This is a genomic window from Pseudomonas sp. P179, assembly GCF_000478485.2.
Classification (GTDB): Bacteria; Pseudomonadota; Gammaproteobacteria; order Pseudomonadales; family Pseudomonadaceae; genus Pseudomonas; species Pseudomonas aeruginosa.
Window position 1 is genome coordinate 146,412 of sequence record NZ_KI517355.1, and the last position, 26,938, is coordinate 173,349.

The following is a 26,938-nucleotide window of genomic DNA, read 5'->3' on the forward strand; positions in this document are numbered from 1 at the left end:
CCTCCCGGCTGGCAATGCGCCTGCGACGACATGTCCGAATCCAGACAGAATTGGACGCCCCCAAAAAGCGCAGACACGGCTAGAATCCACGCCGTCCCGATCCGGTTCGATGGCCGTGGCGGGGGAGCCCGGTATCCGCTGGTCGGTGTTTCCTGTGGTGCTGCGCGTCCTTCCCTAGACTACCCGGCTCGCTCGAACCATCCCTTCGCGGGGGCGGAACGGCACAGGGTCGTTCGGCATGGAAGCTGCCTGGGCCGGCCTTCGACACACCTATAAGAGTAGAAATCTGCATGACATACCCTGAACGTCCCCTGCTTCATCTGCTGACGCGTACCAGCCTGGTGGGCCAGATCATCGTCGGCCTGATCGCCGGCCTGCTGCTCGCCAGCTTCTTCCCGGCCGCCGCGCTCAAGGTCGGCTTCATCGGCAAGGTCTTCGTTTCCGCGCTGAAGGCCGTCGCGCCGGTACTGGTGTTCGTCCTGGTGATGGCATCCATCGCCAACCACAGGCAAGGCCAGCAGACCCATATCCGGCCGATCCTGCTGCTGTACCTGGTCGGCACCTTCAGCGCCGCGGTGGTGGCGGTGATCGCCAGCTTCGCCTTCCCCTCGAGCCTGGTGCTGGCCAGCCATCCGGGCGAGATGTCGCCTCCGGGCGGCATCGCCGAGGTGCTCCAGTCCCTGCTGCTGAGCGTGGTGGACAACCCGGTCAACGCCCTGATCTCGGCCAACTTCATCGGCATCCTGGCCTGGGCCATCGGCCTCGGCATCGCCTTCCGCCACGCCAGCGATACCACCCGCAACCTGCTCTCCGAGCTGTCCAACGGCGTCTCGCTGATCGTCAAGGTGGTGATTCGCTTCGCCCCGCTGGGCATCTTCGGCCTGGTCGCCTCGACCTTCGCCGAGTCCGGCGTCGAGGCCCTGAAAGGCTATGCCCACCTGCTGGTGGTGTTGCTCGGCTGCATGCTGTTCGTGGCCTTCGTGGTCAACCCGCTGATCGTGTTCCTGAAGATCCGCCGCAATCCCTATCCGCTGGTGCTGACCTGCCTGCGCGAAAGCGGCATGACCGCGTTCTTCACCCGCAGCTCGGCAGCCAATATCCCGGTCAACCTGCAGCTCTGCGAGCGCCTTGGCCTGCACGAAGACACCTATTCGGTATCGATCCCGCTGGGCGCGACCATCAACATGGCTGGCGCGGCGATCACCATCACCGTGCTGACCCTGGCAGCGGTGCATACCCTGGGCATCGCCGTGGACGTACCGACCGCGATCCTGCTCAGCGTGGTGGCGTCGATCTGCGCCTGCGGCGCGTCCGGCGTGGCCGGCGGTTCGCTGCTGCTGATCCCGCTGGCCTGCAGCCTGTTCGGGATTCCCAGCGAGGTGGCGATGCAGGTGGTGGCGGTAGGCTTCATCATCGCGATCCTCCAGGACTCCGCGGAGACCGCGCTGAACTCCTCGACCGACGTGCTGTTCACCGCAGCCGCCTGCGAGGCGGAAGAGCGCAAGGCGAGCGCCGCCTGATTCGATCCCTGGGTCACGGAAGAAACCGCCTTCGGGCGGTTTCTTCGTTTCGCCCCGGCGTGCTTTGACCTATGCGCCGCGCTGCGGCCTAATGGTCGCCCGTCCTTCCCGAGTTGCCGCATGTCGTCTCCTTCCTTGCCCGATGCCAGTCTCCGCGCCAGCACCCTGCATCTGCCGGCCGGTCCCTGGAGCACCGTGCTCGACTGTCTCTGCGCGCGTTTCCCGGCCATCGACCGCGACACCTGGCTGGCGCGCATGCAGCGGGGCCGGGTGCTGGACGCCGAGGGGCGTGCGCTGGGCCCGCAGGCGGCATATCGCGAAGGCCTGCGTGTACACTACTTCCGCGAGTTGCCGGTGGAGGCACCGATTCCTTTCGAGGCGCGCATCCTGTACCGCGACGAGCATCTGCTGGTGGCGGACAAGCCGCACTTCCTGCCGGTGATGCCGGCCGGCGGCTACGTCGAGCAGACGCTCCTGGCGCGGCTGGCCCGCAGCACCGGCAATCGCGACCTGGTGCCGCTGCACCGGATCGACCGGCATACCGCCGGGCTGGTGCTGTTCTCGACCAATCCCGGCAGCCGCGGGCGCTACCAGGCGCTGTTCCGCGAGCGGCGCATCGACAAGTGCTACGAAGCGATCGCTCCGGCCTTGCCGCAACTGGACTTCCCGTTGCTGCGCAGGACCCGCCTGGTGCCCGGCGAGCCGTTCTTCCGCATGCGCGAAGGCGAGGGCGAGCCGAACAGCGAGACGCGCATCGAGGTCGTCGAGCGCAACGGCCGCTGGTGGCGCTACCGGCTGTATCCGGTGACCGGCAAGAAGCACCAGCTGCGCGTGCACCTTGCGGCACTCGGCGCGGGTATCCAGAACGATGGGTTCTATCCCGAGCTGCTGGACGCCGAGGGCAGCCCCGACGACTACCTGCGGCCGCTCAAGCTGCTGGCCAGGGGGCTGCGCTTCGACGACCCGCTGAGCGGGGAGAGGCGTACGTTCGAATCCGGGCTGCGGCTCGATTGGCAGGTGTAGGCGACAGGCTCGCCAGCGGAATGCTGGCGTACGTCGCCGACCCGGAGCGCATGGCGCGTTTCTATGAACAGGCGCTCGGCCTGGAGGGCTGCGCGGGCGAGTAGAAGGATCGCCCGCTGGTGCGGCTGGACGCGCCCGCCGGAGCGGGCGCGGGTCGCTCAGGGACGCTTGTCCAGCTTGACCACCAGGCGCAGTTGCTCGACGCAACCGCGGCTCTGCTCGATCAGCTTGCCGAACTCGGCGCTGTTGATCTCGTCGTGGTTGAGCCAACTGGTCTTCTGCACTTCCCGATAACGATAGTGGTAGCCGCCATCCTTGGCCGGTTCGGCCTGCAGGTCGATGTCGAACCAGGGACTGCGGATCTCGCAACTGTGCGCCGGCTCGTCAGTCTTGCCGCCGGACAGGCTGATGTCGTAGGACGTGATCTGCGGTTCGCCCAGGTACAGCTCGGCCAACTGGCCTTCGCTACGGTACTTGGCGAAGGCATCCCACTGGCTGGCCAGGTCCTGGCGGTTGTAGAAATACTCTCCGCCGAGCCGGTCGAGGGCGCGGCGGTCGGTAAGCCTGGCACTGATCGTATAGCTGGGCGGCAGCACGAACTGGCTGTCGTCGCGCTCCAGCACGCAGTCGCTGCCTTCCTTGGCGAAGTTGCGGCACAGGTCCTGGTCGGTGCTGGTGCGGCCGCGTTGGCGGTCGGCGACGCTGAGCTGCATCAGCGGCGCATTGGAAAGCTCCACGCGCGACTCGACCCGGGCTTCGCCGTCATGGGTGTAATGCTCGCTGCGGGTCACGCGCAGGGTGTCGCCGGGCGCTTCCAGGGGTATCTCGTCGCGCCGCACCTTGCCGTCGGCGCCCAGCACCAGCGCCCAGCGCTGCTGGATGTCGGGCATGATGCGGCCGGGAGCGAACACCGGGTTGGTCGGGTCCAGCCACCAGGTCTTGCCGTCCACCTCGGCGCGGACGATGGCATGGTTCGGCGCGTACATGCCGGGCACCAGCAGGTCCCAGACCACGTCGCCGCGGCTGACCAGGGTCGGTTCGGCCTTGATCCCGGCGGCCTTGAGCATGGCGGCGAGGAGGATCGCCAGGTCCTTGCAGTCGCCGTAGCCATTGCGCTCGATCTCCGCCAGGGAGAAGGGCACGTAGCCGCGCTCGCTGGCGCGCCAGTCGCCCAGGTAGCGGTAGGTGTCGTTGATGTACTGCATCAGGCCGGCGACCTGCTCGCGAGCCGGCTTGCCCTTCACCGCGGCGACGGCCGCCGCGGCGCCCTTGGGCAGCTCCGCGGCGAGGATCTCGTTGTAGCGCGCGGCGAACGGGCCGAAGTTGTCCTGCAGGTCCAGCGAACTGCCCAGCTCCAGGCGCGGGGTATGGCGCAGGTAGGCGTTGCCGGCTTCGTTGATGTAGTTGGTGTATTGCGGCTTTTTCAGGCTGACCTTGAGGGTCTTCTTGTCGGCGCTCTGTTCGATGCGATAGGCGTCCATCAGCTCGCTGCGCACGAAGATCGGCCGCTCGGCCTTGAACTCGGCGACGAAGCGGTCGTCGCGCACCGGCATCGGTGGGCGGCTGAGAATGTAGTGGAACTGGGTGCTCAGCGGCTTGGCGGTGAAGTGCTCGCGCAGGGTGTAGCTGATGCGGGTGCCGACGCGCAGGTTGGGGAACGCCAGGGAGGTCTGGCGTTCGCGCAGGAAGCCCTGGTCCGGGTTCGGCGCGGTGCGCGTATCGATCTGCGACTGGTCCAGCGGCACCGGCTTGCCGCCGGGCTGGGTCAGCTCGGCCTTCTCCACGATCAGGCTGTCGGTCTCCGCGTAGCTGCGATCGATGCGCGAGAGCATCTCGCGGCCGCTCGGCTTGAGGATGGTGAAGCTGTAGGTGCTCACGCAATCGGTGCTGTTGTCGGCGTTGAACTGGCAGCGGAACTCGGTTTCGCCGGCCAGCGGCGCCTCGGCGATCGGTTGCAGTGCGGCGAGGGCCGGGGTGGCGGCGCAGAAGACGCTGGCGGCGAGGAAGGAAGGGGAGAAGGGATGACGGGGCATCGGTGCCTCAGGATGAAACGTTTGAGCGGAGCTCCCAGGCGTCGCCTGGCGCATGGGGACGCCGGGCGATAGCCGGGGAGATGGACCCTGAATGATAGGTTTTATCAATTCCGCATGTCGACCGGCGGGTCCGGTTATGTGCGGGATGTCGCCGTTGCGATCTTTTCGCCGGCTTCATTTGCCGGGCTTTGCCGTTCTGTGGCAGGCGCACGCCTGTTCCTGGCGCTCCGGAACCGGGTCGTAGCCGCCCGGGTGCCAGGGGTGGCAGCGCAGCAGCCGGCGCGCGCCGAGGTAGCCGCCTCGCAGCGCGCCATGCACGCGGATGGCTTCCAGGGTGTAGTGCGAGCAACTGGGGTAGAAGCGGCAGCGGGGACCGATCAGCGGGCTGATTGCGTACTGGTAGAAGCGGATCAGCCCGATCAGCAGGAACTTCATGGCGAGCCCTCGGCGGGGTTGCGGCGGCGAGCGGGCATTGTAGCGCCGTTGTCGGTCCTCAAGGAGCATTCTCCGCCGCGCAATAAAGGGTCCGCCCGTCGACGAGGCTGCGAGCAGTCGCCAGGCGGCCGCGCAGGCCGGTTTCTTCCGGCGCCAGCGTGCCTTCGCGCCAATCGCCTCCGCGCAACGGAATCAGCGCCGAACGGCCGTAGCCCGGGCAGTACGCCTCGGCGTCGCCCTCCAGGTAGTCGACGCCGTCCAGGGTCAGCTCGCCGACATTCCAGCGCGCGCCGAGGTAGGCCTGGCGGAACGGCCCGTCGGCAAGGACGTAGAAGCCCCCGCGCACCTCGCTGGCCGCCGTGGCGAAGCCGATGGTGCGTCGCGGTTGCGGGATCACCAGCAGCGGTCGCCGTGGGTCGGCGAAGGCCTCCTGCAACTCGACCAGGCGCTGGCGGGTGGCGCCCATCTCGCGCCGGTAGCGCTCGCCGCGCGCCCGCGCGTCGTCGGGGAGTTCGCTCCAGGCCGGAGGCTGGTCGCGCAGCAGGTAGTCCAGCGGCCAGGTGCCGGCCATCGCGGCTTCCTTCCAGTCCCCATCGTCGCGCAGGTCCAGCAGCACTCCGGCCAGCGCGCCGATCTCGTAGGCTTCGCTGTCGACGCCGACGCCGATCTCGTTGGCATCGTAGAAGGCCAGGGCGTACTCCCGCAGCGCCTGCCGATAGCGTTGCGGATCCTCGGCGAAATCGGTGCGGTAGCGCGCGGCGGCGGCCATCTCGATGTAGCGCGCGGTGCCTTCGCTGAGATCGACCTGCGCCGCCAGCCGGCTTTCCTCGGGAGCCGCTTCGCGCCAGCGGCGCAGCCAGCCCTGGGCGTCGCTCAGGTAGCTGTCGCGCTGCCCGGGCGTGCGCAGGGCCTGGAGCAGCGACTGGAACAGGGCATAGCGGTATTCCCGCGGGCGCGGGTCGAGCGTGGCCAGGTCGCCGCGATAGCCACCGGGCTTGCGCAGGCCCGGCCAGTCTTCCTGGGCGTAGCGATGGAAGGCTTCGTGCGGGCCGATGGCGGCCAGCGTCTCGCTATTGCCGGTATTGCTCCGCAGGTGCGCGGCGCTGATCTGCAGCAGCACCGCCGGACGGCCCCGGTAACGCGGAAAGGCATAGCTCAGATCGAGATCCGGGTCGCTGTCGCCCGCCGCCGTGGTGCGCTGCGCGCGGCCTTCGGCATCGGCGACCCAGGTACTGCGGCCATCGCTGTAGAGGAAGGCCTTGTCGGCCATCCGCCAGCCGGGCCAGAGTCGTTCGCTGTGCTGGCCGACGGCATGGACATAGGCCAGGTAGCGGCGGGCGAACGACTCGCTGTCCGTCGCCGCGGCGGGAAGGGACAGGGCAAGCAGGAGCAGGGGCAGGGCTCGGGTCATGGCGGGTACGGTTGCGCAAGGTCGGTCGGGGCGACGAAGGTATGCCGCCGCTTCCCGATTGACCGTCGCGGCCGCTGCCGCGTTCCCCTAGGCGGTGTTGCGCGCCCGCGCCAGGTCGCGCAGCGGCGGGGCGCCGAACAGCCGGCTGTACTCGCGACTGAACTGCGATGGGCTTTCGTAGCCGACCCGGTAGCCGGCGGCGGCCACTTCCAGGCCCTCGCTGAAGATCAGCCGGCGCGCTTCCTGCAAGCGCAGCTGCTTCTGGTACTGCAACGGGCTCATCGCGGTCACGGCCTTGAAGCGGTGGTGCAGGGTCGAGGGGCTGAGGTTGACCACCTGGGCCAGTTGCTCGATGCGCAGCGGCTTGCCGTAGTTCTGGTTGATCCAGTCGATGGCGCGGGTGATGCGGTGGGCCTGGCTGTCGGCGATGGCGATCTCGTGCAGGCGCTGGCCCTGGCCGCTGCGCAGCAGCCGGTAGAAAATCTCGCGGAGGATCAGCGGCGCCAGCATCGGGATGTCGCGCGGGCTGTCCAGCAGATGGATCAGGCGCAGCACCGCATCCAGCAGGCTGGCGTCGATACGGTCGACGTAGAGGCCACGGTCGCCGCGCCGGCTGGCCACTTCCATGGGCCCGGCGTCGGAGATCAGCTGGGTGATTTCCGCAGGGTCGATATCCAGCCGGACGCAGAGGTAGGGCGCGTCCGGCGAGGCGTCGATCACCTGGCCAGCCAGCGGCAGGGTGACCGAGACCACCAGGTAGTGCAGCGGATCGTAGATATAGCGTTCCTCGGCCAACTGCACCTCCTTGCGGCCCTGGGCGATGATGCACAGGGCAGGTTTGTGCATGCCGCGCGCCGGCAGGGTGGGGCCGTCGGCGCGAATCAGGGCGAGGGGGTCGACGGCGGTGCCGTAGACACCGTCGCTGGGACAGTGCTTGAGCAGCAACTGCGCCAGTTCGCTCTGGCGCTGGCGCAGTTCGGCGGGGAGATCGACGGAAAGAAGCGGGGTGTTTTCGCTCATGCGGGGACTCGCGGGGGAAACCTTCCCAAGACTAGCGCGCGCCGCGGCGGCAGGCACTCATCGCGATGCGCGTTGGCAGGATCAGGCAAGCATTCGCCAGGAACAGGCAAGCCAGCTCGTCGCACGGGGCGCAAGCGGATGAGAAAAAACCGGAACGCGGCAGTTTCAGGCAAGAACCCGACAGTATCCGTCTACCGATTCCCCGCGCCATCCCCCTAATCTGGCTGGCATGGCGGAATCTCCGTCATGCCGATGGGAAACACATGCAGGGGGACACACCTATGTCAAATCAACAGGCCAGACTGTCATCGGGCGGCATGTCGCCGGAGCGCGCGCCGGGTGCCTTCCGTTCGCGGCCGGTGCGCGACGGCGCGCTGGTCCCCGAGGCGCCTTCCCGTTCGCCTTCCGGCCCCGCCGCGGGCGGCACGCTGGCGCGGCGGACCCATCCCGGCAACTGGTAATCGGAGGCAGGGCACATGCGTCACCCTTACACCCCACAGCGGCCGGCCGGCGTCTCGGCGCCGCCGGTCCTTCCACTCCTGGTGCCGCTTGCGCAGCGGCGAATCCATGTCGAGGAGGCAGAGAGCATGCCAGCGTTCAATCGGGCCAGTCACCTGGTCAGCATTCGCGCCCGCAGCGGCCAGTCGCACCGCCTCGGCCTGCGCCTGCAAGAGCTGGCGCAGGCGGGCCAGGCTGCACCCGGTTGCCTGCGCTACGAACTGCGCCAGGCGGACGGGGACGCCGACCTGTGGCTGTTGCACAGCGAGTGGAGCGATGAAGCGGCCATGCAGGCGTACCTGTCCGGCGACGCCCAGCGGGTCTTCGCCGAGGTGCTCTGGCAAGCGCTGGCGGCGACCCTGGACGTGCAGGAGCGGCCGTTCTGAAACCGGGCGGGCGGATGACGCGGCGCGGCGTCCGCCCGTCCCCCTTGTTCTGGCGTCTCAGCGACCCGGCGCGACCGGCGACTGGTCCGCTCGTTCGTCTTCGACGTCGCGATGTCGCTCGAAGGCGGTCGCCGGCGAGCCATCGGCATTGACCTGCAACACCGCGCGCGGACGGCCGTCCTCGCCAATGAATACCTGGCCGATCCCGGCGCTGTTCCACAGGCGCTCGCCGGCCTGGCTGTGCTGCGGAACGCGCGGGCGGATTTCCAGACTGCGCCGCTGGGTCAGCCAGTTCAGCGGCGACCAGGGCGCATAGAGCCAGCGGTTGAGGCGGTCGAACCAGTCCAGCAGGCGTCGCGGGAATTCGTTCTTGATCCCGCTGCTGGTGATCTGCCAGAGCCGGGGCCCGCGCTCGCGGTGGCGAATCCGGATGTCGTAGACGAAGGAGTAATGCACGTCGCCGGAAAGGATCAGGTAGTTACCCGGCGTGCGCGAGTGGCGGAAGATGTTCATCATCACCGAGGCCGCGCCGCGATGGGCCATCCAGTTTTCCGCATCGACCAGCAGCGGCTGGCCGATCCAGCTGAAGAGCTTCTGCACGCCCTCGATCAGCTTGACCCCGAACATCGGCGCCGGCGACACGATGATCGCCGCCTTTTCGCCGAGCAGGTCCTGCTGGAGTTCACTCAGCGCCTCCCAGTCCATCAGCCCGGAGGGCCGGCCCAGGTTGCGCTCGCTGCGCCAGCGGCGGGTGCGCGTGTCGAGGACGATCAGGGTCGGGCTGCCAGGCAACCGGTAGTGCCAGTGCTGGAAGTCGAGCAGGGCATCGAGCAGGCGGTCCTGCTCGGCGCAGGGCAGCCGGCCGTCTGCCGCGGCACCCTCCATCAGGGCCGCGACCGGCGCCAGCCATTCGCCGCAATGCTGCGGGTCGTTGCCCCAGCCCTGGCAGAGCAGGTAGGCGAGCAGGGCGTTGCCGATGATCCGCCGGGAGAACGGATGGCCGTAGGCGGTCAGCTCCCAGCGTGCTGAAAGGTTCCAGTCGTCGGTGATGTCGTGATCGTCGAAGATCATCAGCGACGAGATATGCGCCAGCGCCCGCGCCACGCGGGGCAGGCCATCGCGGAAGGCTTCGATGTGCCGGCGCTCGCCGGCGAAGCGCTGCGCGTGCCGCGCATCCAGCCCCGGCGGCGGTTCCAGCCTGACCAGGCGCCAGGGCGCCGGCGACCAGACCAGCAGGTACATCGCCAGCACCTCGGCCAGGCCGACCAGATGGTTGTGGGCGTTGGCCGAGGTGAAGATCGGCTTCTTCACCCCGCCGAAGAAGCGCTCGCGCAGGGCTTCGTTGGACTCGAAGGCGGGCAGCAGGTCCTCGCGCCGGTAGTAGGTGGCCGGGTGCGCGTAGAGTGCCTCGCTGTCGTTCACCAGTGCGCCTTCCAGGTGTTCGCCGTACAGGCCGAGGCGGTGGATCAACCCATGGATGGCCACCAGCATCGGCCCGGCGACGTCGTCGGCGTAGACCTGGTCGCCGCTCATCATCAGCAACGCCGGGCGGCTTTCGGCCTGCAGCAGGTTTTCCTCCAGCAGCCGGTCGACCTGCAGCAGGCCATCGGCCGCTGGGTGATGCGGCTTGCGGCAGGAGCCGTGGAGCAACTGGTCGAGACGTGGCTTGAGCACCAGGCTGGCGCGCTGGCGACCGGGGTAGAGCAGATGCGGCGCCCATTCGGCGATTCCCGCAGGCTCCCGGCCGTCGGCGGCGAGGCGCAGGTCGTAGTCGACCAGGCGGGCGCAGGGCAACGGCGGGTCGAGCGCGACATCCAGCAGGTGCAGCCAGGCATGGGTGCCGATGCGGATGGCCGAGTGGGTTCCTTCCGCGAGGCGGACCCGACGCTCCGCCTCGCCTTCGCTGGCGAGGATCAGTTCGATGGTCGTCGGGCATGACGTGGCCAGCCAGAACACCAGGCGTCCGGGCTCTGCGCGGCGCAGCAGGGGACCGGCCAGGACCAGGGGCAGGGGCAGGGCTTCGTCAGGCGGGGTGTCGTTGGGGAGCGAGGCGGACATTGGTACGGGCGTTGTCGACGCGGCGAAACAAGCTGACGAGTATGCCGCTTTCGGCGGATCGCGGCGTTGCCATTTCGTAAGGAATGACGACAGTCGTCGCGGGATGGCGATCTTCTAATGCCAAAAAGTTAAGTACACCTTAATTAATATTCTTTTTTGCGTTCGAGCTTCTGCGGCATATTGCCTTCCGCGCAGGCCCGGCGGCCTGCCATCGCTGTTTGCGGGAGGGACACGTGCAATCCGACGTCGGCGCCGCCTCCCGCCGATCAAGGTTTCGCCTGCCACCCCGACGCCCGGTGGCGCAGGCCCGTAGCACGAGAGTGCGGAATGGGCATGGATCAGACACGCAATCGCCTCGTCGGCCTGATGTTCCAGAACGACTATTCCTGGCTGAGCGGGCGCCTGCGGCGCTACCTCGGCTGCCCCCACAGCGCCGAGGACATCGCCTCGGAAACCTTCCTCAAGGTCCTTGCCCTGCCGGACCCGGCAAGCATCCGCGAGCCGCGCGCGCTGCTCACCACCATCGCTCGCCGGCTGATGTACGACGGCTGGCGGCGCCAGGACCTGGAACGCGCCTACCTGGAAAGCCTGGCCGGGCTTCCGGAGGCCCTCGCGCCGTCCGCCGAGGAGCAGGCCCAGGTGGTGGAAACCCTGCTGCGCCTGGAGCGCATGCTCGCCGGGCTCTCGCCGAAGGCCCGCGCCGCCTTCATCCATAGCCAGATCGGCGGACTGACCTACGTGGAGATCGCCGGCTTGCTGGAGGTTTCCGTCAGCCGCATCCACCAGTACATGGTCGAGGGCTTCAAGCAGTGCTACCAGGTGCTTGCCGAATGAGCCAGGGAAGGCGAGAACGCATCCTCGACGAAGCGGCGCAGTGGATGGCGCTGCTGCAATCCGGCCATGCCGGCGCCGAGGAGCGCCTGGCGTTCCAGCAGTGGCGCCAGGCCGATGCCGAGCACGGTGCGGTGTTCGACCGGCTCAGCCTGGGCTTGCAGTCGTTTCGCGACGAGCCCCTGCACGGCTTGCGCGCCGAGCAATTGATCGGAGCCCTCGAGGCGCCGTCCGCCCGTCGCCGGTTTCTCCAGCGCAGCCTCGCCCTGGCGGCGTTCGGCGTGGCGACGCTGGCGCTGGGGCGGATCGGCATCGTCGGCTTCCCCTGGCCCGGCGACCTGTACACCGGCACCGGACAACGCCAGAGCTTCCGCCTGGAGGATGGCAGCCAACTGGTGCTGGACGCGCGCAGCCGGGTACGCCCCGAATTCGATGGCTACCGGCGTCGCCTGCGCTTACGCGAGGGCCGCCTGCTGGTTGACGTGGCACGGGATCCGGCGCGGCCTTTCGTCGTCGACACCGGGCGTGGCCAGGTCGAGGCGCAGGGAACCCGCTTCCAGGTCAGCGATGACGGCGCCAGCTCGCGAGTGGTGGTGCTCGAGTCGCGGGTGCGGATCACCACTGCCGACGGACGGCAATGCCTGTTGGAGCGCGGCCAGAGCGCCCGTTTCGACGCCTCGGCGATTCTCGCCCGAGGTCCTGCCGAAGGCGGCGAGAGCGCCTGGCTGGATGGCCGGCTGGAGGTCCGCGACCGCCCGCTGGGGGAGGTGCTGGAAGCGTTGCGCGCCTATCGCCGCGGCATCATCAGCGTCGCCGACGACGCGGCGGCGCTGCGCGTCAGTGGCATCTACCCGCTGGACGACAGCGGCGCGGCGCTGGCATTGCTGGAGCAGAGCCTACCGATCCGGCTCGACTACCACGGGCCCTACTGGGTCAGCATCGCCAGCCGCTGAGGCGCGCGCCCGGCGGCGAGCCGGGCGGCGCGACGCTTCAGAACGGCTTGGTCGGCAGGTACTTGCCGTCGAGGGTGATCACCGCCCGCGAGCCGCCTTCCGGGTCCTCGACCTTCTTGATGTCCAGCTTGAAGTTGATCGCGCTGATGATGCCGTCGCCGAACTGTTCGTGGACCAGCGCCTTCAGGGTGCTGCCGTAGACTTGCAGCATCTCGTAGAAGCGATAGATGGTCGGGTCGCTGGGAATGCCGCCGGGAATGCTGCCGCGCAGCGGGATGCTTTGCAGCAGGAGCACCGCGTCGTCGTCCAGGCCGAGTTGGGCGGCGACCTTGCGCGCCGCCGCCTCTGGCAGGGCATGCTGGCCGAGCAGGGCGGCGGTGACGAAGGTCAGGGCGAGACCGGTGCCGTCGGCCAGGTCCTGCCAGGACAGGCCCAGGCGGGCCTTGTTCAGGACCACGGTCTCGGCCAGTTGCTGGCGCGCGTTGGGGGACACTTGGCTGTGTTGCATGAGATGACTCTCCTTGCGGGTGGTTGTGAGGGAAGGGATTCAGGCGACCGCCTGCCCGGGTTCGCCGCCTACCGCGCGCACTTCGGGATGCTCGGCGAGGGAGACGAAGCGCCGGCTGGCGCCGTCGAGGGCGTCGATGCGGCCGCTTTCGATGTCGTAGACCCAGCCGTGCAGGTTCAGCCGACCCTGTTCCAGGGCGCGGGCGACGCAGGGGTGGGTGCGCAGGTTGGCCAGTTGGGCGATCACGTTGTGCCGCACCAGGGCGTCCAGCCGCGCCGCCTCGGAGGCGTGTTCGTGGGCGCTGTTCATCGCCCGTGCGGCCTCGGCGTGGTGCAACCAGCCGGCCACCGCCGGCAACTGGTCGAGACAGGCGCAGGATGCGATGGCGCCCATCGCGCCGCAGTCCGAGTGGCCGCAGACCACGATGTCGCCGACCCCGAGCACCGCCACCGCGTATTCCACCGAGGCGCTGACCCCGCCGGGCTGCGGCCCGTAGCCGGGGACGATGTTGCCGGCATTACGGATCACGAAGAGTTCGCCGGGCTCGCGCTGGGTCAGCAGCTCGGGGACCACCCGGCTGTCCGAGCAGGCGATGAACAGCGCCTTGGGGGCTTGCCGGGTGGCCAGGGTCTTGAACAGTTGCGAGCGCGCCGGGTAGGCGTCGCGCTGGAAGCGGAGAAAGCCGTCGATGATGTCACGCATGGCGCTGGGCTCCTGGCCGTCGAATGGTGGGGCCAGGATGCGCGGATTGAGCCATAGGGTCCAAGACCGGTTTATTATTCCAATCATTGGTCTGACCTATAGTTGGATGTTTCCATGCTGCTTCGCCACCTGCGCTACCTGCTCGCTGTCGCCGAGCATCGCAACTTCACCCGCGCCGCCGAGGCGCTGCACGTTTCGCAGCCGACCCTGTCGCAGCAGGTGCGGCAACTGGAAGAGCAACTGCGCGTGCAATTGCTCGACCGCTCCGGCAGGAGCGTGCGTCCCACCGATGCCGGCGAGCTGTACCTGCTTCATGCGCGGCGTGCCTTGCGCGAGCTGGAAGCGGCGCAACGAGCGATCCACGAGGTGCGCGACCTCAGTCGCGGCCGCCTGCGCCTGGGCATGACGCCGACCTTCACCTGCTATCTGGTGGGCGCCCTGGTGGATCCGTTCAATCAGCGCTATCCGGGCATCGAGTTGAGCCTCGAGGAGTTGCCCCAGGACGCCCTGGAGGCGGCGCTGATCGACGATCGCCTGGACCTTGGCGTGGCCTTCAGCGAGCCGGGTTCGGTGGAGATCGACAGCCAGCCGCTCTACCTGGAGCGCCTGGGCCTGGTGCTGGGGGCGGAACACCCGGCGGCGAACGCGCCGCTGGCCGCCGCAGCGCTGGCGGAGTTGCCGTTGGCGTTGTTGCGCGACGACTTCGCCACGCGCCGGCACATCGACGCTTACCTGCGCCAGCAAGGGGTGACGGCGCGGGTTGCGCTGGAGGCGAACTCGATCAGCGCCATCGTCGATGTGGTTCGCCGCGGAAGACTGGCCAGCATCCTGCCGGAGGCTGTGGCGCGCCAGCAGGCCGGGTTGCGCTGCGTGGCGCTGCGGCCGGCGCTGCCGACCCGCCAGGTAGCGCTGTTCTGGCGCCAGGGCAGCCACCCCGGTGCCGCGCGCCTGGCCTTCCAGGCCCTGGCGCTGGAACTCGGCGCCGAGCTGGGCGACGCCTGAGCGGGATCAGCCGCGACTCGGCTGCCACGCCGCGGGTTCCTCACGGCGCAGGCGCAAGGCCAGGGCGGCGCCGAACAGGGCGAGCAGGGCGCTGAGCGCGGTCACCCATTCGATGCCGCGCGCCTGGCTGGCCAGCAGGCTGGCGGCATCGGCGCCGCGCACCTGGGCGTTGGCCAGCGCCACCAGCAGGGCCAGGCCGAGCGCGCCGCCGATCTGCTGGGTCATCGAGGCCATCCCCGAGGCGACGCCCTGTTCGGCGGGATCGACGCCGCTGGCGGCGCTCACCCACATGGCGGTCCAGGTCATGCCCTGGCCGACGCTGAGGATCACGATGGCCGGCAGCAGCGCCAGGAAGCCGCGCCCCAGCGGCAGGCACGCTGCCAGCAGGCCGAGCCCGAGTGCGCCCAGCAGCAGGCCGGCGACCAGCGTCGCGCGTGCCCCGTGGCGGGCCAGCAGGCGCTCGGCGACGCGGATACCGAGGGTGCAGAGCAGAGTCGCCGGGAGGAACGCCAGGCCGGTCTGCAACACGCTGTAGCCGTACACCGACTGGAAGTAGATGGCCAGGAAGTAGTACTGCACGCCGTAGCTGCTCATGAAGATCGCGGTCAGCAGCATCGCCACCTGCAGGTTGCGGTTGCCCAGCAGGCGCAGCGGCATCAGCGGGTCGCGGCTGTAGTGTTCGATGGCGAGGAACGCCAGTAGCAGCGGGACGGAAAGGTAAAGTCCGAAACGTACCGAGGGCGCATCCCAGCCCGACTCGGGGCCCTGGACCAGGGCGAAGACCAGCAGGGTGGCGCCGGCGGTGACCGTCAGCGCGCCGGCCAGGTCGAAGCGCCGACCGCGCTGGCGCCGGGCGTCGGCCGGGATCAGGCGCAGGGCGAGCAGCGCCGCGGCGCCGGCCAGCGGCACGTTGACCAGGAAGATCGAGGCCCAGCCGAACAGCTCGGTGAGCGCGCCGCCGAGCGCCGAGCCGAGGGCCAGGCCGAACGCCGAGGCGATGCTCCAGATCGCCAGGGCACGATTGCGCGCCGGGCCCTCGGCGAAGTGATTGCCGATCAGCGCCAGGGTCGCCGGGAACAGCAGCGCGCCACCCAGGCCCTGCACGGCGCGGGCGAGGATCAACGGCAACTCGCTCTGGGCCAGCCCGCCCGCGAGGGAGGCGAGGGCGTACAGGCTTTGCCCGAGGACGTACATGCGGCGCCGGCCGAGCAGGTCGGTGGCGCGCCCGCCGAGCAGGAGGAAGCCGCCGAAGGCCACCGTATAGGCGCTCACCACCCATTGCAGGCGTTGCGCCGAAAAATCCAGCGCCCGGCTGATTTCCGGCAGAGCGACGAACACGATGGTGGCGTCGAGGGCGATGATCAGTTGCGCGCAGGCGAGCAGGGAGAGCATCCAGTTGGAAGGGGCGGCACGGTCCGTCACGGTGGGACTCCTGGTCTGGGTTGGGCGCGGCCAGTGTTTCTCATGCTGGAATCGTGATAAATAGCCTCTCCGTCCTTTCACTGATGAAAATAATCATCGATGAGATCGCCATGGACCTGAATGCCGTCAAGTTGCTCGCCCGCGTGGCCGAGACCCGTAGCTTCACCCAGGCCGCCGTTTCTCTCGGTCTGACCCAGTCCGGCCTGTCGCGCGCCATCGGCCGGCTGGAAGCCGAACTCGGCGTGCGTCTGCTGCACCGCACCACCCGCAGCGTCAGCCTGACCCCGGACGGCCAGCTGTTCTACGAGCGCTGCGCACCCTTGCTGGCGGAACTGGAGGAAGTCGAGAAGTTGCTGGTGGACCGCCAGTGCGCGCCGAGCGGTCCGCTGAAGATCACCACCCCGCAGGCGCTCGGGCGGATCGTGATCATGCCGGTGCTGCGCGAACTGACGCGGCGCTACCCGCAATTGCAGATCGAGGCGGCGATGACCGATCGCCTGGTCGACCTCACCGAGGAAGGCTTCGACGCCGCCGTGCGTCTCGGTCGGGTCGGCGACGTGCGCCTGATCGCCCGGCCATTAGCGGCGTTGCGCTGGGTCACGGTGGCGTCGCCGGAATACCTGCGTAGCCACGGCACGCCGGAGCGCCTGGAGCAACTCGCCGGGCACAACTGCCCGACGGTGCGCGACCTGCATACCGGCAAGCTGCTGGAATGGCAGTTCCAGCGCGACGGCCAGCCGCTGAGCCTGGCGGTGCGCGGCGACCTAGTGCTGGACGTGGCCGACGCGCTGGTCGACGCGGCGCTGGTCGGCCAGGGCATCGTCCAGGTGATGGGCTTCATGGCCGAGGAAGCGATCCGCCGGTGTCGACTGGTACGCATCCTCCAGCCGTTCGAACCGCCGCTGTGCCCGGTGTCGCTGATCTACCCGCCGTCGCGGCAGTGCTCGCTGAAGATCGGCGCGCTCTACGAGGAACTGAAGAGCGCGCACTGGTGCGGGGCGCTGACGTACTGACCCGAGGGCGGCAGGGCGGATAACGCCGTGTTCGGACCGGCGGATAGCCGCAAGCGGCTATTCGCCCTACGCGGGGTAAGGCTGGTAGCGGAGCTGGGGGAAGATAGTCGGGTGGGGCGAATGACGCCGGAGGCGTTATCCGCCGCCATGCCTATTCGCCCGCGCTTATAAGCTCAGAACAAAGCGTTCCAAGCCTGCCCTGCAAATCTCCCGCGCTCATCGCTCATCCCCTGGAAACCATGTTTTCGGGGGGAACCGAACGATGCCGCACCATGCTCCATCCACACGCCTGCCTTCCAGCCTGGCCCTGGCCGCGCTGCTCGCGGCGGCCCTGGCCGCGCCGCCGGAGGCACGTGCGGAGACGCCCGCGCCCGCCGCCAAGGCGCTCACCTTCGACGTCGCCGCCGGCCCGCTGGACCAGGTGCTGCTGGGCATCTCGCGACAGAGCGGCTTGCTGATCTCCTTCGAGCAGTCGCTGGTGCGCGGCCGGCAGGCGCCGGCGGTGCGCGGTCCGCTGAGTGTCGACCAGGCCCTGGAACAGGCCCTGCGCGGTAGCGGCCTGCAGTTCCGCCGTTCCGAGCGCGGCGCGGTGATTTCCGCCGCGCCGCTGCGCGCGGCCGTACCGGCGGCGAAGGTGCAGCCGCTGGCGGCGAAAGCGGAGCAGACCCTGGAGCGGGTGGTGGTGACCGGCTCGCGGATTCCCCGCGCCCAGCAGGAAGGGCCGTCGCCGGTCACGGTGATCAGCAGCGAGGAAATCCAGAACCGTGGCTACCGCAACGTCTTCGAGGCCTTGCAGACGCAGACCCAGAACACCGGCATGACCCAGGGCGAGGACTACGGCAACACCTGGCAACCGGCGGCCAACGCCCTCAACCTGCGCGATCTCGGCCCCAACCACACGCTGGTGCTGATCAACGGCCGGCGCGTCGCCGACTACCCGACCGCCTATGGCGGCTCGGTGAACTTCACCAACCTGGCGAACATCCCGGCGGTCATGATCGACCGCATCGAGATCCTCAGCGGCGGCGCCTCGGCGATCTACGGCTCGGATGCCATCGCCGGGGTGGTCAATATCGTCCTGAAGAAGAAATTCGATGGCGTCGACGTCAACCTGCGCGCCGGCACCACCGAGCGCGGCGGCGGCGACAACCAGCGCCTGCAACTGGTCGGCGGCGGCGCGACGGGCGACTTCGAAGGCCTGTTCGGCCTGCAGGTCGAGCAGCGCCAGCCGGTCTGGGCCAACCAGCGCGGTTTCATGGACAGCTACCCGGACGGCAACAACGTCGGCTACCGGCTGAACCCGCAGAGCGGACGCTACCTCGGCGACGCCTCTTGCGCCGGCCTCGGCGGCCTGTTCGGCGGCAACGTGGCGCCGGTGCCGGGCGCCAGGGGTGGCTATCGCTGCATGACCGACCAGTACTACAACAACTACTGGACCCTGCAGACCAAGAAGGAAAACTACGACGGCTACGCCGGCGGCACCTGGCACCTGAGCGACAGCGGCAAGCTGTTCGCCGACCTGCTGTTCGGCTTCGACCACCTGCAGAACAATACCCGCGGGCCGTCCTTCACCTCGCCGGACTTCATCAATGCCTCCAGCGGCGACCTGGAGCGCTGGTACCGGCTGTTCTCGCCCGAGGAGATCGGCGGCAAGAGCAGCAACAACAGCAAGTGGCGCGAGGTGTCCTGGACCGGCACCCTCGGCTACAGCGACCACGTCGCCAATACTTCCTGGGAATACGAACTGGCCGCGACCCGCTCCGAGTACCGCAGCGACCGCACTACCCGCTACACCCCGGCGGCCGGGATCCTCGACCTGTACCTGGGCCGCAAGCTCGGCGAACGCGACGGCTACCCGGTCTACGATCCCGATCCGGCGCGCCTCGGACGTCCGCTGAGCGAGGAAGAGTGGCGCAGCCTGCGGCGCAACGTGACCCAGCACAGCGAGTCCTACTCGCAGACCTACAGCTTCACCGGCAACGGCGAGCTGTTCGACCTGCCGGCCGGCCCGGTGGCCTTCGCCGGCGTGCTGGAGGTGGGCAAGCAGGGCTACAGGATCCGTCCCGACTCGCAATACAACGACGGCTCTCTCTACAACGTCTCCAAGGCCAGCAGCTCCGGCGGCTCGCGCGACCGTTACGCCGCCGGCGGCGAATTCAGCATCCCGCTGCACGACACGCTGCTGGCGTCCGCCGCCGGCCGCTGGGACCAGTACAGGTTCAGCGGTCGCACCGAGGAGCAGACCACCTACAACCTGGGGCTGGAGTGGCGCCCGCTGACCAGCCTGCTGCTACGCGGCAGCTACGGCACCAGCTTCCGCGCGCCGGACCTGAACTACATCTACCAGGCCGACGCCAACGGCTACTACCCGGCGCAGAAGGACTACTACGGTTGCGAGAAAGGCGTCGACGGCGCCTGCAAGAACGGCCGGGTCGACTACGTGCAGAGCGGCACGCCCGACCTGAAGTCCGAGCGCGGGCGCTACTGGAGCTACGGCTTCGTCTGGTCGCCGGCGAGCAGGTTCGACTTTTCCGCCGACTACTACCACATCCAGATCGATGACCTGCTGACCACCCTCGATCCGGACAAACTGCTGCGCGACGAGGCGGCCTGCCGCAGCGGCGGGCTCGATCCGGACTCGGCGCAGTGCCGCGACACCCTGGCGCGGGTCGAGCGCAACGCCGGCGACGCCAGCGTCGACCCGAATCGCCTGAACAAGGTCTACGTCAATGCCATCAACGCGGCCAAGGAGCGCACCAGCGGCATCGACCTGCGCAGCAACATCCGCTGGGGCGCCGGCGACTACGGCGCCTTCTCCTCGACCCTCGGCTACACCCTGGTGTTGTCCCACGACTACAAGCAGTCCGACGACTACCCCAGCGAGAACCAGCGCGACAGCCTCGACTCCCACGACTGGCGCAGCAAACTCAACGCCAGCCTGACCTGGGACTACGCACAGTTCACCTCGACGCTCTTCGCGGTGCGCTACGGCAGCGTTACCAACGCCGCTGGCAGCGGGCGCCTGAGCCCGTGGACGGTGTTCAACGCCAGCGCCCGCTACCGGCTCAACGAACGCGCCAGCGTCGGCCTGACGGTGAACAACCTGCTCGACCAGATCAAGGAGGACGACTCCGATGGCTGGCCGTACTATCCCACCGGCAACTACGACGCCATGGGCCGCCAATGGTGGCTGGACTTCAGCTATCACTTCGGTGGTTGAGCCATGCCCGGACGCATCCTGGTCTTCGCCTGCTGCCTGCTCGCCAGCCTGGCCCGCAGCGAGCCGCGCCATGCCATCACGCTCTACGACGAGCCGGCGAAATATCCGCCGGGTTTCCAGCACTTCGACTTCGTCGACCCGCAGGCGCCCAAGGGCGGCAGCCTGCGGCGGATGGAAAGCGGCAGCTTCGACACGCTGAACCCCTTCGCCAACCGCGGCACGCCGATCAGCATGACCCAGGCCGCGCTGATCTACGAAACCCTCGGCTTCCAGTCACTGGACGAGCCGTTCACCGAATACGGCTACCTGGCGCGCTACATCGAGAAAGCCCCGGACAACAGCTGGGTGCGTTTCCATATCGATCCGCGGGCGCGCTTCAGCGACGGCGTGGCGGTCACCGCCGAGGACGTGAAGTTTTCCTTCGATAGCCTGGTCGAGCAGGGCAGCCCGTTCTGGCGCGCCTACTACAAGGAGGTCCGCGAGCCGGTGGTGGAGGATCGCCTGCGCATCCGCTTCGATTTCCGTCATGCCGGCAACCGCGAGCTGCCGCTGGTGCTGGCCCAGCTCTACGTGCTGCCCAGGCATTGGTGGCAGGGACGCGACTTCAACCGCAGCAGCATGCAGCCGCCGCTGGGCAGCGGACCTTACCGGCTGGAGAAGGCCGAGGCGGGGCGTTCGGTGAGCTACCGGCGCAACCCCGACTGGTGGGCTCGCGACCTGCCGGTCGGGCGTGGCCTGTACAACTTCGAGCGGATCCGTTTCGACTACTACCGCGACAGCGGCGTGGCCTTGCAGGCGTTCAAGGCCGGGCAGGCCGACATCAATGTCGAGACCAGCGTCAAGGCCTGGAGCAGCGGCTACGACTCGCCGGCCCTGCGCGATGGCCGGTTGCGCCAGGAGAGCTTTCCCTACCCGTACCCGGCCAGCCTCCAGGGCCTGGTGTTCAACCTGCGCCGGCCGCTGTTCGAGGACCGCCGGGTACGCCAGGCGCTGAGCCTGTTGTTCGACTTCGAATGGACCAACCGGCAGCTCTTCGGCGGTCGCTACAAGCGCCTGCGCAGCTATTTCGACAACTCGGAGATGGCCGCTCGCGGCCTGCCCGGCGCCGACGAACTGGCCTTGCTGGAGCCGCTGCGCGGGCAGATCCCCGAGGAGGTCTTCGGCCAGGCCTACGCTCCGCCGGTGAACGACGGCAGCGGCGATATCCACGAGCGCCTGGTGCAGGCCTACCGCCTGCTCGGCGAGGCCGGCTGGCATGCCGTCGACGGGCGCCTGCTGGATACCGCCGGACGGCCGCTGCGCTTCGACCTCCTGCTCCAGGGCAAGAGCCTGGAGCGCGCGCTGCTGCCGTTCCAGCGCAACCTGGCGCGGATCGGCATCGATATGCGCCTGCGCCAGGTGGACGCTTCGCAATACATCGAGCGCATACGTGCGCGGGACTACGACATGATCGTTTCGAGCTTCTCCCAGTCCAATTCGCCGGGCAACGAGCAGTACAGCTTCTGGCATTCCTCCAGCTACGCCGATCCCGGCGGCTACAACCGCATCGGCCTGAAGGACCCGGCCATCGACCGGCTGGTCCAGGCGGTGGTCGAGGCCGACTCGCGGGCCGCCCTGGAAACCGCCGTGCGCGCCCTCGACCGGGTGCTGCAATGGGGCTACTACCTGATCCCGACCTGGTATTCCGACGAGGTCTGGATCGCCAGTTGGAATCGCTTCGGCCGACCGCCGCAGGCGCCGCGCTACAGCCTGGGGCTGAACACCTGGTGGGAAGTCCGCGAGCGGGCCGCGCCGAGCCGGGAGGCGCAGTGACATGGGCGGCTACCTGTTGCGCCGCCTGGCGCTGATCCTGCCGACCCTGCTGGGCATCCTGCTGATCAACTTCGCCATCGTCCAGGCCGCACCCGGCGGGCCGGTGGATCAGGCCATCGCGCGCCTGCAGGGCGTCGACGGCGGCGGCCCGCTGGGGCGTGGCGGGGAGGGTGGGCATGGCGCTCTGGAACCGCAGCGCCACGGCGAGACCGGCATCGATCCGCAGCTGGTGGCCGCCCTGGAGCGCCAGTACGGCTTCGACAAGCCGCCGCTGCAACGGCTCTGGCTGATGCTGTCGAGCTACGCCCGGCTGGATTTCGGCGAGAGCTTCTACCGCGACGCGCGGGTCATCGACCTGATCGCCGAGAAGCTGCCGGTCTCGCTGTCCCTGGGCTTGTGGGCGACACTGATCACCTACCTGGTGTCGATTCCCCTGGGGGTGGCCAAGGCGGTGCGCCACGGCAGCGCCTTCGACCTGTGGAGCAGCGCGCTGGTGGTGATCGGCTATGCGGTGCCCGGCTTCCTCTTCGCCATCGTCCTGATCGTGCTGTTCGCCGGCGGCAGCTACCTGGACTGGTTCCCCCTGCGCGGCCTGGCTTCCGAGGGCGCCGAGCGCCTCGGCCCGCTGGCGCGCTTCGCCGATTACCTCTGGCACCTGGCGCTGCCGGTGGGTTCGCTGGTGGTCGGCGGTTTCGCCAGCCTGACCCTGCTGACCAAGAACAGCTTCCTCGACGAGATATCCAGGCAGTACGTCGCCACCGCTCGCGCCAAAGGGCTCAGCGAGCGCCGGGTGCTCTACGGCCATGTGTTCCGCAACGCCATGTTGCTGGTGGTGGCCGGGCTGCCGGCGGCGCTGGTCTCGGTGTTCTTCACCGGGTCGCTGCTGATCGAGGTGCTGTTCTCCCTCGACGGCCTCGGCCTGATGGGCTACGAAGCGGCGCTCGGCCGCGACTACCCGGTGGTGTTCGGCAGCCTGTTCATCTTCACCCTGCTCGGGTTGCTGGTGAAGCTGGCCGGCGACCTGGCCTACAGCCTGGTCGACCCGCGCATCGACTTCGCCGCGAGGAAACAGTGAGATGGCCATCGTCCTTTCCCCGCTGCACCGCCGCCGCCTCGCCGCGTTCCGCGCCAACCGCCGCGGGCGCCTGGCGCTACGGCTGTTCCTCGCGCTGTTCGTCACCTGCCTGTTCGCCGAGCTGATCGCCAACGACCGCCCGCTGCTGCTGGAATACCGTGGCCAGTGGTTCCTGCCGGTGCTGCGGGACTATCCGGAAACCGCCTTCGGCGGCGAGCTGCCGTTCCCGCCGGACTACCGCGGTCGCTTCATGAGCGAACGCATCGCCCGCGACGGCTGGGCGCTGTGGCCGCCGATCCGCTTCGACGCCCGCAGCATCAACTACGCGCGCCCGGCGCCGGCGCCGCCCTCGGCGGAGAACTGGCTGGGTACCGACGACCAGGGCCGCGATGTGCTCGCGCGGGTGATCTACGGCCTGCGCCTGTCGATTCTCTTCGCCCTCGGCCTGACCCTGGCCTCGTCGTTGCTGGGAATCTGCGCAGGCGCGGTGCAGGGCTACTACGGCGGCTGGATCGACCTGTTCGGCCAGCGCTTCATCGAGGTCTGGTCGGGTCTGCCGATGCTTTACCTGCTGATCATCCTCGCCAGCCTGGTGCAGCCCGGGGTCGGCTGGCTGCTGGCGATCATGCTGCTGTTCTCCTGGACCAGCCTGGTCGACGTGGTTCGCGCCGAGTTCCTGCGTGGTCGTCACCTGGAGTACGTCAAGGCGGCGCGAACCCTCGGCCTCGGCGACGCCGGGGTGATGTTCCGGCACATCCTGCCCAACGCCATGGTCGCGACCCTGACCTTCCTGCCGTTCCTGCTCTGTGGCGCGGTGACCACCCTGACCGCCCTGGACTTCCTCGGTTTCGGCCTGCCGCCCGGCTCGCCGAGCCTTGGCGAACTGGTCGGGCAGGGCCGTGACAACCTCCAGGCGCCCTGGCTCGGGCTGACCGTGTTCGTGGTCCTGGCGACCTTGCTCAGCCTGCTGGTGTTCATCGGCGAAGCGGTGCGCGACGCCTTCGATCCGAGGACATGAGATGAACCGGGAACTGTTGCGAGTGGAAAACCTGAGCGTCGCCTATGGCGACACGCAGGTCGTGAAGGGGATCGACTTCAGCCTGCGCGCCGGCGAGACCCTGGCCCTGGTCGGCGAGTCCGGCTCCGGCAAGTCGCAGACCGCCCACGCCCTGCTGCGCCTGCTGCCGGGCGCGGCGCGCCTGGGCGGCAGCGTGCGCCTGGACGGCGAGGAACTGCTCGCCCTGTCGCCGCAGGCATTGCTGGCGATTCGTGGGCAGCGCATCGGCATGGTGTTCCAGGAGCCGATGACCTCGCTCAATCCATTGCAGCGCATCGGCCGCCAGGTCGGCGAGGGCCTGCGCCTGCATCGCCGCCTGCGTGGCGCCGCGCTGCGCGGGCGGGTACTGGAACTGCTCGAACTGGCCGGCCTCGAGCAGCCGCGACGCCTGCTCGAGGCCTATCCGCACCAGCTCTCCGGCGGCCAGCGACAGCGAGTGATGCTGGCCATGGCGCTGGCTTGCGAGCCGCAACTGCTGATCGCCGACGAACCGACCACGGCTCTCGACGTCACCGTGCAGAAACGCCTCCTGGAGCTGCTGCAAAGCTTGCAGCGACGGCTGGGCATGGCGATCCTGCTGATCAGCCACGACCTCAACCTGGTGCGCCGGGTCGCCGATCGGGTCTGCGTGATGCGCGATGGCCAGATCGTCGAGGAGAACGCCTGCGAGACGCTGTTCCGCTCGCCCCGGCATCCCTACACGCGCCTGCTGATCGAGGCCGAGCCGGGTGGGCTGGCGGAGCCGGTGGCGTGCCGCGAGACCTGCCTGGAGGTGCGCGCGCTGAGCCTCGACTACCCCGCGCCCGGCGGCTGGCTGCGCCGGCGCGCGGGACTGCGCGCGGTGCACGAGGTCAGCCTGCGGCTGCGCCGTGGCAGCACCCTGGGGATCGTCGGCGAAAGCGGTTCGGGCAAGTCCTCCCTCGGCCAGGCGCTGCTGCGCCTGTTGCCGGCCGAAGGGCAGATCCTGTTCCAGGGCGAGCGCCTCGACCGGCTGCACGGCAAGCGCCTGTTGCCATTGCGCCGGCAGTTCCAGGCGGTGTTCCAGGACCCCTACGGCAGCCTCAACCCGCGCCTTAGCGTGGAACAGATCGTCGGCGAAGGCCTGCGTATCCATGGCATCGGCGCTGCCGGCGAACGCCGCGCGCGGGTGCTGGAGGCACTGCGCGAGGTTGGTCTCGACGAGCCTTGCCTGGAACGCTATCCCCACGAGTTTTCCGGCGGCCAGCGCCAGCGCATCGCCATCGCCCGCGCGCTGGTGCTGAAGCCGGCGCTGATCCTGCTCGACGAACCGACCTCGGCGCTCGACCGCAGCGTGCAGTGCCAGGTGGTCGAGCTGCTGCGTCGGTTGCAGCGTCGCCACGGGCTGAGCTACCTGTTCATCAGCCACGACCTGGCCGTGGTACGCGCCCTGGCCCACGACATCCTGGTGCTCAAGGACGGCCGGGTGGTGGAGCAGGGCAGCGCCGCTGCGCTGTTCAGCCAGCCGCGCCACCCCTATACCCGCGAGTTGCTCGGAGCGATACCCGCGCTGCGCCTGGAAGAGCATCTGCGGGTGGCCGGGCTGGGAATCTGAGGCGGGAAACCATGCTGACTCTAAGGATGTTCCGAAAGGTTCTTTCCAGACGCCCCGGCGCTTTTCTTAAGATCGGCCTGCGGGCCCGTCAGGGACAAGGAGCCATGTCGGCTTCCGGGTCCGTCCGATCGATTGGGGGAATGCGATGAGTTCGTTACCGTTGTACTTCGATTACGCCGCCACCACGCCCGTGGACGAGCGCGTGATCCGGGCCATGGTGGAGTGTCTCGGTTACCAGGCGTGTTTTGGCAATCCCGCGTCGAATTCCCATGCCTACGGCCGCCAGGCGCGGCGGGCAGTGGAGCGGGCCAGGGAGCAGGTGGCCGCGCTGGTCGGCGCCAGCGCCGGGCAGATCGTCTGGACTTCCGGCGCCACCGAATCCAACAACCTGGCCCTCAAGGGCGTGGCCCAGGCGCTGGACGCACCCGGCCACCTGATCACCAGTCGCCTGGAGCACAAGGCGGTGCTGGACACCGTGCAGCAACTCGCCGAGGACGGCTGGAGCGTGACCTGGCTGGCGCCCGGCATCGATGGCCTGATCCGGCCGGAACAGGTGGAGGCGGCCTGGCGCGCCGATACCCGCCTGGTGTCGCTGATGCGGGTCAACAACGAACTCGGCACCCTGACCGACATCGCCGCCATCGGCGAACGGGTGCGCGAGCGCGGCGCGCTGTTCCACGTCGACGCGGCGCAGGCCAGCGGCAAGGTGGCGATCGACCTGGGCCGCCTGGCGGTGGACCTGATGTCGTTCTCCGCACACAAGACCTACGGGCCCAAGGGCATCGGCGCGTTGTACGTCGGGCCGCGCGCCGAGCGGCGGCTGAAGGCGCAGATCCACGGCGGCGGACACGAGCAGGGCCTGCGTTCCGGGACCCTGGCGACCCACCAGATCGTCGGTATGGGCGAGGCCTTCGCCCTCGCCGGCGAGCTTTTCGAGGAGGAGGGCAGGCGCATCGCCGGACTCCAGCGGCGTCTGCTGGAGGGGCTGGCGCAGATCGACGGCTGGCGCCTGAACGGCAGCGCCGACGCACGCATCGCGCATACCCTGAACCTGACCTTCGACAACCCGGCCTTTGTCCCCCAGGCACTGGAGTCCAGCCTGGCGGTGTCCAGCACCTCGGCCTGCAACTCGGCGCGGCCGGCGCCGTCCCACGTGCTTCTCGCCCTCGGCCACGATGCCGCCAGCGCTGGCCGCAGCGTGCGCCTGAGCCTCGGTCGCTACACCCGCGAGGCCGACGTCGACGCGGCGGTGGCCGCCCTCAAGGCCGCGGCGGATAGTGGCGCGCCGGCGTGGCAGCCGTTCCTCGGGGTATCCAGGGCAGGCTGAGCGGCCGGCTCGACCCGCCCTCGCCGAAGCCAGGGGCTGCGGATAACCGCGAAGCGGTT

21 protein-coding genes are annotated in these 26,938 nt (G+C 68.9%); 13 read left to right on the plus strand and 8 right to left on the minus strand.

The annotated features are described in order from the left end of the window. Positions 1 to 290: 290 nt before the first annotated feature. On the plus strand, positions 291 to 1,520 hold the full coding sequence (gene sstT, locus HMPREF1224_RS41010; protein WP_003106499.1) for a serine/threonine transporter SstT: 1,230 nt from the start codon (positions 291 to 293) through the stop codon (positions 1,518 to 1,520). Positions 1,521 to 1,640: 120 nt separating this feature from the next. Continuing rightward, positions 1,641 to 2,543, plus strand: a complete 903-nt coding sequence (locus HMPREF1224_RS41015) for an RluA family pseudouridine synthase (protein WP_003106501.1) — start codon at positions 1,641 to 1,643, stop codon at positions 2,541 to 2,543. 158 nt (positions 2,544 to 2,701) lie between these two features. On the opposite strand, the gene HMPREF1224_RS41020 is transcribed toward HMPREF1224_RS41015, so the two are convergent. From HMPREF1224_RS41020 to cmrA, 4 genes are all read right to left on the minus strand, one after another. After that, positions 2,702 to 4,576 (minus strand): DUF3857 domain-containing transglutaminase family protein, encoded by a 1,875-nt coding sequence (locus HMPREF1224_RS41020; RefSeq protein WP_003114879.1) that lies wholly within the window; start codon positions 4,574 to 4,576, stop codon positions 2,702 to 2,704. Between the two features lie 174 nt (positions 4,577 to 4,750). Beyond that, on the minus strand, positions 4,751 to 5,011 hold the full coding sequence (gene yidD, locus HMPREF1224_RS41025; RefSeq protein ID WP_003106504.1) for a membrane protein insertion efficiency factor YidD: 261 nt from the start codon (positions 5,009 to 5,011) through the stop codon (positions 4,751 to 4,753). 58 nt (positions 5,012 to 5,069) lie between these two features. Beyond that, positions 5,070 to 6,422 (minus strand): hypothetical protein, encoded by a 1,353-nt coding sequence (locus HMPREF1224_RS41030; RefSeq protein ID WP_010794108.1) that lies wholly within the window; start codon positions 6,420 to 6,422, stop codon positions 5,070 to 5,072. Between the two features lie 87 nt (positions 6,423 to 6,509). After that, on the minus strand, positions 6,510 to 7,442 hold the full coding sequence (cmrA, locus tag HMPREF1224_RS41035; RefSeq protein WP_003118542.1) for an AraC family transcriptional regulator CmrA: 933 nt from the start codon (positions 7,440 to 7,442) through the stop codon (positions 6,510 to 6,512). A gap of 587 nt (positions 7,443 to 8,029) precedes the next feature. On the opposite strand from cmrA, the gene HMPREF1224_RS41040 reads away from it, so the two are divergent. Then, on the plus strand, positions 8,030 to 8,326 hold the full coding sequence (locus tag HMPREF1224_RS41040; RefSeq protein ID WP_003088696.1) for an antibiotic biosynthesis monooxygenase family protein: 297 nt from the start codon (positions 8,030 to 8,032) through the stop codon (positions 8,324 to 8,326). 57 nt (positions 8,327 to 8,383) lie between these two features. On the opposite strand, the gene HMPREF1224_RS41045 is transcribed toward HMPREF1224_RS41040, so the two are convergent. Then, positions 8,384 to 10,384, minus strand: coding sequence for an alkaline phosphatase D family protein (locus HMPREF1224_RS41045; protein WP_010794109.1), 2,001 nt, complete (start codon positions 10,382 to 10,384; stop codon positions 8,384 to 8,386). A gap of 327 nt (positions 10,385 to 10,711) precedes the next feature. Between HMPREF1224_RS41045 and HMPREF1224_RS41050 the strand changes: the two genes are divergently transcribed. Further along, positions 10,712 to 11,218 carry a sigma-70 family RNA polymerase sigma factor gene (locus HMPREF1224_RS41050; protein WP_003088700.1) on the plus strand — a complete coding sequence of 169 codons (507 nt, stop codon included), beginning with the start codon at positions 10,712 to 10,714 and terminating at the stop codon, positions 11,216 to 11,218. Then, positions 11,215 to 12,168 (plus strand): FecR family protein, encoded by a 954-nt coding sequence (locus tag HMPREF1224_RS41055; RefSeq protein ID WP_003107078.1) that lies wholly within the window; start codon positions 11,215 to 11,217, stop codon positions 12,166 to 12,168. The genes HMPREF1224_RS41050 and HMPREF1224_RS41055 overlap by 4 nt, the downstream gene beginning before the upstream one ends. 37 nt (positions 12,169 to 12,205) lie before the next feature. On the opposite strand, the gene cynS is transcribed toward HMPREF1224_RS41055, so the two are convergent. After that, entirely contained in the window at positions 12,206 to 12,676 is a 471-nt protein-coding gene (gene cynS / locus HMPREF1224_RS41060; protein WP_003088707.1) for a cyanase, read from the minus strand. 39 nt (positions 12,677 to 12,715) lie between these two features. Then, entirely contained in the window at positions 12,716 to 13,378 is a 663-nt protein-coding gene (cynT, locus tag HMPREF1224_RS41065; protein ID WP_004359580.1) for a carbonic anhydrase CynT, read from the minus strand. Positions 13,379 to 13,492: 114 nt separating this feature from the next. On the opposite strand from cynT, the gene cynR reads away from it, so the two are divergent. Further along, positions 13,493 to 14,380, plus strand: coding sequence for a transcriptional regulator CynR (gene cynR / locus HMPREF1224_RS41070; protein WP_003088709.1), 888 nt, complete (start codon positions 13,493 to 13,495; stop codon positions 14,378 to 14,380). Positions 14,381 to 14,386: 6 nt separating this feature from the next. On the opposite strand, the gene HMPREF1224_RS41075 is transcribed toward cynR, so the two are convergent. After that, complete coding sequence (locus HMPREF1224_RS41075) at positions 14,387 to 15,772, minus strand: MFS transporter (RefSeq protein WP_044262507.1); 1,386 nt, start codon at positions 15,770 to 15,772, stop codon at positions 14,387 to 14,389. Between the two features lie 140 nt (positions 15,773 to 15,912). Between HMPREF1224_RS41075 and HMPREF1224_RS41080 the strand changes: the two genes are divergently transcribed. The 7 genes from HMPREF1224_RS41080 (at position 15,913) to HMPREF1224_RS41110 (ending at position 26,879) form a co-directional block, all read left to right on the plus strand. Beyond that, positions 15,913 to 16,815 carry a LysR family transcriptional regulator gene (locus HMPREF1224_RS41080; RefSeq protein ID WP_010794111.1) on the plus strand — a complete coding sequence of 301 codons (903 nt, stop codon included), beginning with the start codon at positions 15,913 to 15,915 and terminating at the stop codon, positions 16,813 to 16,815. A 262-nt stretch (positions 16,816 to 17,077) separates the two neighbouring features. Next, positions 17,078 to 20,035, plus strand: a complete 2,958-nt coding sequence (locus HMPREF1224_RS41085; RefSeq protein ID WP_010794112.1) for a TonB-dependent receptor — start codon at positions 17,078 to 17,080, stop codon at positions 20,033 to 20,035. A 3-nt stretch (positions 20,036 to 20,038) separates the two neighbouring features. Beyond that, the gene (locus HMPREF1224_RS41090; RefSeq protein ID WP_003103635.1) at positions 20,039 to 21,847 is read left to right on the plus strand and encodes an extracellular solute-binding protein; all 1,809 of its coding nucleotides are present in this window, start codon (positions 20,039 to 20,041) and stop codon (positions 21,845 to 21,847) included. 1 nt (position 21,848) lies between these two features. Continuing rightward, positions 21,849 to 22,922 (plus strand): microcin C ABC transporter permease YejB, encoded by a 1,074-nt coding sequence (locus HMPREF1224_RS41095; RefSeq protein ID WP_003103638.1) that lies wholly within the window; start codon positions 21,849 to 21,851, stop codon positions 22,920 to 22,922. Between the two features lies 1 nt (position 22,923). Next, positions 22,924 to 23,940 (plus strand): ABC transporter permease, encoded by a 1,017-nt coding sequence (locus HMPREF1224_RS41100; protein WP_003103639.1) that lies wholly within the window; start codon positions 22,924 to 22,926, stop codon positions 23,938 to 23,940. Position 23,941: 1 nt separating this feature from the next. Beyond that, positions 23,942 to 25,552 (plus strand): ABC transporter ATP-binding protein, encoded by a 1,611-nt coding sequence (locus HMPREF1224_RS41105; protein WP_003142557.1) that lies wholly within the window; start codon positions 23,942 to 23,944, stop codon positions 25,550 to 25,552. Positions 25,553 to 25,697: 145 nt separating this feature from the next. Beyond that, the gene (locus tag HMPREF1224_RS41110; protein ID WP_010794113.1) at positions 25,698 to 26,879 is read left to right on the plus strand and encodes an aminotransferase class V-fold PLP-dependent enzyme; all 1,182 of its coding nucleotides are present in this window, start codon (positions 25,698 to 25,700) and stop codon (positions 26,877 to 26,879) included. The last annotated feature ends 59 nt before the right edge of the window (positions 26,880 to 26,938 follow it).

Excerpts from the sequence above, each read along its gene's own strand:
- sstT (WP_003106499.1), top strand. The coding sequence starts at position 291 with ATGACATACCCTGAACGTCCCCTGCTTCATCTGCTGACGCGTACCAGC.
- HMPREF1224_RS41015 (WP_003106501.1), top strand. The coding sequence starts at position 1,641 with ATGTCGTCTCCTTCCTTGCCCGATGCCAGTCTCCGCGCCAGCACCCTG.
- HMPREF1224_RS41020 (WP_003114879.1), bottom strand. The coding sequence starts at position 4,576 with ATGCCCCGTCATCCCTTCTCCCCTTCCTTCCTCGCCGCCAGCGTCTTC.
- yidD (WP_003106504.1), bottom strand. The coding sequence starts at position 5,011 with ATGAAGTTCCTGCTGATCGGGCTGATCCGCTTCTACCAGTACGCAATC.
- HMPREF1224_RS41030 (WP_010794108.1), bottom strand. The coding sequence starts at position 6,422 with ATGACCCGAGCCCTGCCCCTGCTCCTGCTTGCCCTGTCCCTTCCCGCC.
- cmrA (WP_003118542.1), bottom strand. The coding sequence starts at position 7,442 with ATGAGCGAAAACACCCCGCTTCTTTCCGTCGATCTCCCCGCCGAACTG.
- HMPREF1224_RS41040 (WP_003088696.1), top strand. The coding sequence starts at position 8,030 with ATGCCAGCGTTCAATCGGGCCAGTCACCTGGTCAGCATTCGCGCCCGC.
- HMPREF1224_RS41045 (WP_010794109.1), bottom strand. The coding sequence starts at position 10,384 with ATGTCCGCCTCGCTCCCCAACGACACCCCGCCTGACGAAGCCCTGCCC.
- HMPREF1224_RS41050 (WP_003088700.1), top strand. The coding sequence starts at position 10,712 with ATGGGCATGGATCAGACACGCAATCGCCTCGTCGGCCTGATGTTCCAG.
- HMPREF1224_RS41055 (WP_003107078.1), top strand. The coding sequence starts at position 11,215 with ATGAGCCAGGGAAGGCGAGAACGCATCCTCGACGAAGCGGCGCAGTGG.
- cynS (WP_003088707.1), bottom strand. The coding sequence starts at position 12,676 with ATGCAACACAGCCAAGTGTCCCCCAACGCGCGCCAGCAACTGGCCGAG.
- cynT (WP_004359580.1), bottom strand. The coding sequence starts at position 13,378 with ATGCGTGACATCATCGACGGCTTTCTCCGCTTCCAGCGCGACGCCTAC.
- cynR (WP_003088709.1), top strand. The coding sequence starts at position 13,493 with ATGCTGCTTCGCCACCTGCGCTACCTGCTCGCTGTCGCCGAGCATCGC.
- HMPREF1224_RS41075 (WP_044262507.1), bottom strand. The coding sequence starts at position 15,772 with ATGCTCTCCCTGCTCGCCTGCGCGCAACTGATCATCGCCCTCGACGCC.
- HMPREF1224_RS41080 (WP_010794111.1), top strand. The coding sequence starts at position 15,913 with ATGGACCTGAATGCCGTCAAGTTGCTCGCCCGCGTGGCCGAGACCCGT.
- HMPREF1224_RS41085 (WP_010794112.1), top strand. The coding sequence starts at position 17,078 with ATGCCGCACCATGCTCCATCCACACGCCTGCCTTCCAGCCTGGCCCTG.
- HMPREF1224_RS41090 (WP_003103635.1), top strand. The coding sequence starts at position 20,039 with ATGCCCGGACGCATCCTGGTCTTCGCCTGCTGCCTGCTCGCCAGCCTG.
- HMPREF1224_RS41095 (WP_003103638.1), top strand. The coding sequence starts at position 21,849 with ATGGGCGGCTACCTGTTGCGCCGCCTGGCGCTGATCCTGCCGACCCTG.
- HMPREF1224_RS41100 (WP_003103639.1), top strand. The coding sequence starts at position 22,924 with ATGGCCATCGTCCTTTCCCCGCTGCACCGCCGCCGCCTCGCCGCGTTC.
- HMPREF1224_RS41105 (WP_003142557.1), top strand. The coding sequence starts at position 23,942 with ATGAACCGGGAACTGTTGCGAGTGGAAAACCTGAGCGTCGCCTATGGC.
- HMPREF1224_RS41110 (WP_010794113.1), top strand. The coding sequence starts at position 25,698 with ATGAGTTCGTTACCGTTGTACTTCGATTACGCCGCCACCACGCCCGTG.